Source organism: Flavobacterium urumqiense, assembly GCF_900108015.1.
Lineage (GTDB): Bacteria > Bacteroidota > Bacteroidia > Flavobacteriales > Flavobacteriaceae > Flavobacterium > Flavobacterium urumqiense.
In genome coordinates this window covers 1-6204 of sequence record NZ_FNVP01000024.1, presented here as the reverse complement: position 1 = coordinate 6204, position 6204 = coordinate 1, and the positions used below count along the sequence as shown (strand labels likewise).

General features: G+C 34.4%; 6 protein-coding genes. 1 reads left to right on the top strand and 5 read right to left on the bottom strand.

Annotated elements, in window-relative coordinates:
* Positions 1–40: 40 nt before the first annotated feature.
* Both C4S35_RS15375 and C4S35_RS15370 read right to left on the bottom strand, forming a co-directional pair.
* Positions 41–250 (bottom strand): hypothetical protein, encoded by a 210-nt coding sequence (locus C4S35_RS15375; RefSeq protein ID WP_208618891.1) that lies wholly within the window; start codon positions 248–250, stop codon positions 41–43.
* Positions 251–412: 162 nt separating this feature from the next.
* Positions 413–835 carry a DUF6943 family protein gene (locus tag C4S35_RS15370; protein ID WP_104001028.1) on the bottom strand — a complete coding sequence of 141 codons (423 nt, stop codon included), beginning with the start codon at positions 833–835 and terminating at the stop codon, positions 413–415.
* A gap of 1277 nt (positions 836–2112) precedes the next feature.
* Here C4S35_RS15370 and C4S35_RS15365 point away from each other — a divergent pair.
* The gene (locus C4S35_RS15365) at positions 2113–3660 is read left to right on the top strand and encodes a Fic family protein (protein WP_104001027.1); all 1548 of its coding nucleotides are present in this window, start codon (positions 2113–2115) and stop codon (positions 3658–3660) included.
* Between the two features lie 164 nt (positions 3661–3824).
* Here C4S35_RS15365 and C4S35_RS15360 read toward each other — a convergent pair whose 3' ends face one another.
* From C4S35_RS15360 to C4S35_RS15680, 3 genes are all read right to left on the bottom strand, one after another.
* Positions 3825–4451 carry a metallophosphoesterase gene (locus C4S35_RS15360; RefSeq protein WP_244175298.1) on the bottom strand — a complete coding sequence of 209 codons (627 nt, stop codon included), beginning with the start codon at positions 4449–4451 and terminating at the stop codon, positions 3825–3827.
* Between the two features lie 4 nt (positions 4452–4455).
* Positions 4456–4581, bottom strand: coding sequence for a hypothetical protein (locus tag C4S35_RS16235; protein WP_279627805.1), 126 nt, complete (start codon positions 4579–4581; stop codon positions 4456–4458).
* Between the two features lie 372 nt (positions 4582–4953).
* The coding region (locus tag C4S35_RS15680) for a hypothetical protein (protein WP_104001026.1) at positions 4954–6204 on the bottom strand (1251 nt) is incomplete at its 5' end.

Below are 6204 nucleotides of genomic sequence, written 5' to 3'. Positions count from 1 at the left end.
AAGTTATCTCCGATTTTAACCAAGATAATAGAATATCAAACTAAAAACCTATCTTAAATCGTTGAGATTTCTGTCTGAAAAATGGGTACAGCATAAATGCTTCAGGATTAAAATTCTCAGAAATTGGTTTTAAATTACCATAAAAGGTTTTATCAAGATTTTTATCAACTATTACCGCTCCAAAGCAAATCATCGAATAATCTCCAGGTATTGGTCCATCTGCTTCTATATCAACTACAATATAACTCATATTTATCTTTTATTAAACTTATTAACACTTAGTTTTTCTTAGTGTTTTGGGGATTACTAGAAGCTTATAATTTATCTTTAGAATCCAAAATTAAGACTTTAAGAGGAAAAAAAACAAAAAAATATTCTGGTTATTTTTGATAATATTTTTTTTATCCTACAATTATCTTTTACAATAACGGCGCAAAATCACTCTCCGCATTTCATTTATTAAGTTGATGTTTTTGTGAAACTGATCTTCCTTTTGTTCTAGAAACCTCAACGCTTGGACTTGTTTCTGGTGCAGCTCGTGTTCCTGCATCATTTCATTCACTTTTGAATCGAAATCTTTTTTAAAATCCTTGATGCGTAAAAATGGAATTACGGATCCAATTAAAAATTGATGCCAAAAGTTGGATTTCCAAAGACTGTAAGCGAGCCAATAAATTGTTTCAGCATCTTCTTCGTTTTGAAAGGCGATTACAAAGCTATTTGTGAAAGGCTCTTTTTGAGGTTTGCCACTGTTCAAACCTTTGTTAAGGATAAAGACTTGGTTTCCTTTGTAAACAGTGTCTTTTTTGTGTGTTTTGATGATGAAATTTGGCATAGCTGTTGTTATAAAAAATTCAACTTTATTTTTTTGAAAAGAAAAAAGAGAAAAAAAGAAAGCCTTATAAATAGCAGCAATGACGAACGGGAATGGAGGAAGGCACGACCGACTGGAAGTGAGGAATAGATGCTAAATTTGCTGGATTTTTTTTCTCTTTCTTTTCAAGAAAATGCACTGTAGTTCTCGTTGAGGTTTTTCAAGGGAGTTCTTTTGGAAACGGCAATTAACACCCCCAAGCACCGCAGAAAATATAAATCGTAGCGATAGCGGAGATTAATATTTATCGAGGAGCGCCGTGGCGGGGTTGCGGCAATCGAACAGCCACTGCAGGGCGGGAACGCAGCGTAGTCCCGCCTTTTGCGGGAAGAAGTGGAGTGTAGTACTGCAAGCGTGAAACGGCGGGAAAAAAATAGAAGTCAGCCTATGGCGTTCCTTGATTTAGGGCAAAGCGACCGAGTCAATTATGAGTTGTGAATTATGAATTATGAAATGGGAATAAAATTTATTAGGGTAAATATGAGAAGGGAGCGGAGCCAACCCCGATGGCTGTGCGAAGGAGCAACCGCTGAAAAAACAAAGGGCGGCAGACATGATACTGCTGGAATGCAGTGGAACGCAGCTTGCGGAGTGTAACGGAATGAAGCGGTATTGTGGATGCATAAGCCCTGCCGAACGCAGGAAGAGAACGTGTGGAGATGAGGAACGAGGCAGTGCAAAAAAACAGCTGCTTATTTTCAAGCTGCTGTATTTTTTGTGCTGGGTTGTGTCTGCGGAATGGAGGGAAACCTTATTATTAAATTGAAATAATAAGTTGCTTAATTACCAAAAGCGTTCTTGTGAAAATGTAAGGTTGACTGACTGGAGCTGCCGAACGGAACAAAGAGAACGACCGGAGAGAGACCGCTATATTGCCCGTGTTGTTTGGAACGGAAATGTTGTTTTGGAACTGATTTTACTTTTAATGGGGCAATTGTGAGGCGATTAATCAAACTCATAAAAGCACCTGAGCCTTTTGATTCAGTATTTTTAAAATTCCTAATTCTGTTACTAATCTTAATTATTTTGAGATTATCAAACAATTATTTTTCAGTTCATCCTCTTTATATTTTAAATCATTTTGTATATTTGCATTATATAATAACAAACGCACGTCAATATATAATAATATTAACACAGCGTAATTTAATAAATAACCCACAGCATAATACAATGCTTAAAACACAAATTATACCGATTATACAATCGAACAGTATAATAAATATAAATGGTATTAAATGGCAACACCAGGAGAAAAATTAGCTGCATCATTGGAATTGCTTCAAAAGCTGCAGGACCAAAAAATAGTTGGTATCAAAGCAACGGATTTGAGTCGGGTGCATAAAGAACGCTTGATAGATCAAGGTTTTATTCGTGAAGTTTTTAAAGGATGGTATATCTCTGTTCCTCATGATGAAAAAAAAGGAGATAGCACCTCTTGGTACACTTCCTATTGGGGGTTTTGCTCGAGGTATTTAAAAGATCGTTATGGAGATGATTATTGTGTTGCTGCAGACCAATCCTTGTTGATGCATGCCGGGAATGATTCCGTACCTCATCAAATGATTATTCGATCCACAAAAGGGAATAATTCCCTAACCCCTTTACTTTTTAACACCACTTTGTTTACCATGAAATCTCCATTGTTGAACATAGAATCGATTGAGATTATAAAGGGACTTAGAATTTTAAATTTGGCTTCTTCTATTGTTTATTGTTCCCCTTCTTTATTTACAAGTAATCCAACAGATGTCAGAACTGCTTTAAGTCTAATTGGTGAGGCATCGGAACTATTAGGAATACTACTTGATGGCGGGCATAGCCTAAAAGCCGGAAGAATTATAGGTGCTTTTAGAAATATAGGTCAGGATAAAATTGCAAATGACATTCAGAAAACAATGAAATCTGCGGGTTATGATGTTAGAGAAGTGGATCCGTTTGAGCAAAAAACACCCATAACTTTGTCGACTCGGGAACGGTCTCCTTATGTTAACAGAATACGGTTGATGTGGCATGAGATGCGAAAGGTAGTTATTGCCGTTTTTCCAAAATCTTTGGGAATACCTAATGACAAAGCGGGCTATTTAAAACGTATTGAAGAAATTTATATCACTGATGCCTATCACTCTTTATCGATTGAAAAATACCGAGTAACTCCCGAACTGATTGAAAGGGTTCGAAGTGGGACATGGAATGCTAAAGAAAATGAGGATGACAGAAAACAACGTGATGCCATGGCAGCCAGAGGCTATTGGCAAGCCTTTAATGCTGTTAAAATAAGTGTTAGTCAAATTTTAGACGGTAAAAATGCCGGAAAAGTAGCTGATGAGGAGCATGGAGACTGGTATCGAGAATTGTTTGCACCCAGTGTTGCCATTGGTTTGTTGAAGCCTTCTGATTTAGCCGGTTATAGAACACATCAGGTTTATATTGGTCAGTCTAAACATGTTCCTATAAATAGAGATGGAATACGAGATGTAATGCCTACTCTTTTTGAATTATTGGAGCAAGAGGAAGAAGCATCGGTTCGGGCGGTATTGGGTCATTTTATTTTTGTTTTTATTCATCCTTATATGGATGGAAATGGGCGGATTGGACGCTTTTTGATGAATGCCATGTTGTCTTCCGGAGGCTATCCATGGACCGTAATACCCGTTGAAGAAAGAGATACCTACATGGACGCCCTTGAACAGGCAAGTGTGGATCAGAATATTGAACCCTTTGCCAGATTTATTGCCTATTTAGTTGAAGCCTCTATAAAAGGGAAACCAATTGCCAAGATTTAATTGAATTCTCTTCGATTGTTTGAAATAATGATTTGTTTATTTTTGATCTTCCAAAAATAGATTCCCATGTTAGACAAACTTAGAATTGCATAATAAACTTGATTGGTTTATTATCCCAGTATAGGTTTGTTATACTAAATACCAATTTATTGTATTATTAATATCTATATTGTAATAATGGCTTTATTATTATATCCAATGTTTTCATTATACTTGACACATCCTAATTGATTGGTAACTAATTTAGTATTTCCGATTTGGAAATCTCCAACATTAGAATGATGGTGTCCATAAATCCAATAATCAATATTGCTGTCTACTATTAAGTCCGTTAAGTTGGTCGCAAAAGCTTCGTTTATTTTACTATTGAGATATTTTTCGGGATAATTTACAAAAGTTGGCGCGTGGTGTGTTGCAACAATAGTTTTATTGTCTGATTTTATTGCTAATGCTTTTTGTAGAAATTCTTTGCTCTCTTGGTGCAGCAAGTTATAATCATCTACATTAAATAATCGATCCTTGTATTTGATTACTTTAAAATCAGACATTGCTTGTTGAATAGTCCAATGTTTGGCTTGTGAAATATTGGACCACAACGTAGAAAAAATTAGATTAACTCCGGAAACTTCTTTTATGCAATTGTTTACTAAAAAGATATTCTCTCTAATTTTTGTGTCCAAAACGCCACTATTATCTACTCTGTAATAGTAATATTCGTGATTTCCAGGTATCCAAAAAGTCATTTTGAAATGTCTTGAAATGTAATTGAAGAAATCTTGATGGTCATCCATTATTTTAAAAGGCACAATATCTCCAGCCAAAAATTAGTATGTCCGCTATTGGTTCTATTGGATTATCAAGAATATACTTTTTGTTTTCCGGAAATTCTAAATGTAAGTCGGAACAATATTGGATTTTCATTATTTTTTTATTTTATTGTTTTTCAGGAAGTGCTTTTTGCATTATTTTTTTAATCCAAACCCATCATTTTTTGCGAACCCCTGTTGGCTTTTTTTGTTTTTGTAAACGCTTTGTTTTCAATAGGTAGACTTGAATTATTTCTGATATTTTGTCGCGAAAATAAGGGATATTTGCGACAAAATAATTGATTTAATTGTAACAAAAAGAGTAAAAATTTGTGACAAAAAACATTTGAGTGCAATGCCCTTTTTGGAAACGTGTTTCTTTGGTTTCATAAATTATAAAATTGATGCCATTTTAATTTATATATGATTATTTTGATAAAACTAATTGATTGTATGAGTTATCTATAGCTGAAATATCTTTTTATGTCTATCTGTAATAAGAGTTTGGTTGTTTAGGGTTTAGTATATCGTTAATATTATTCTCATTTAATAATTCGTCTTCTTTTCTGGTAATAGGGTCATACCAATCTGCCTTGTTGTTTGCCCAATTTATCCAATTGGTAAGTTTTTCTGAAAGGTTATTATCTTTGATTGCGTTGTTTTCAATTTGTTTGATGTAGTTTCTCATATCTACCGCTTTTTTACATCTTTCAGATTCGTCCAGCAATTTTTTGAAGTTTTCAATTTCGGTGCTTTTTCTTTTTTTAATGGCTTCTTCTGCTTCCTTGATTATTCTGTACTCTCTCTGCCTATTTTCTATATCCTCTCGTCGTTTTTTTAGTTGTTCTGAAACCAATTCTAATTTGGTCAGGATTTTTGGTAATTGTTCTTCTAAAGTTAGATTGATGGTATCATTGAATTCTTTTTCAGGATACTCATCAATTTTAAATGATAAAATGCCTGTTGGAACGTAATCAGTATTATTCCAACTATATTTTTCATCTTTTGTTATAACCCTTTTTATTTTTTCCTTAAGTCGGATTTTAATTTGTTCCCCCTTGACAACAGCATAAGTAGTATTTTCTTTGACTATTACATTATGGCCTCTTTGCTTTAACAGTTTTATCATTTTGTCCATAATTCGCAAAGCTCTACTACAATTTTTTGGAGCAACACTTATGCTTAATATACCATTTGAAGTTGTTGTTATGCCTCTATAAATGCCGTATTTTTCTTTGGCTACAGTAGTAAAGTTTTCTTTGGCCTCACTAATTAATTTGTCAGGGTTTGAAAGCCTATCTGGAACATCGAAGGAAAGTGAAGTATCCGCCGTGATTTGTTTGAGCAGTTTGTGGTATTCTGATATTACATTGTTTTCGTTATCTTTTTCTTCTTTTCTCTCGTTTAGCGTAATGGTCTCTTCTCCTTTAAAGTCTTTTGGCAGTGGTATTGTTTTTACTTTTTTGCCATATTGCAATTTTTGCCAATGTCCTAATTGAGGTAATGGAATGTCCAGTTTTTTACATATTTTTCGGAGTCCATTATCTGAAATGTTGTATTCTTTAGCCAATTCCGTCATTGGCTTTGACCAGACCAAATCGTATAATTTCTGTCTGGAAATTTTTTTATTTTCTTCGGGTGTTTGCAAATTCCAGTGATATTGACCACCCAATTCCAATTTAAAGTGAGCACCTGATTCCAATTCAAAATGACCACCCAATTCCGGAGCAAAATGACC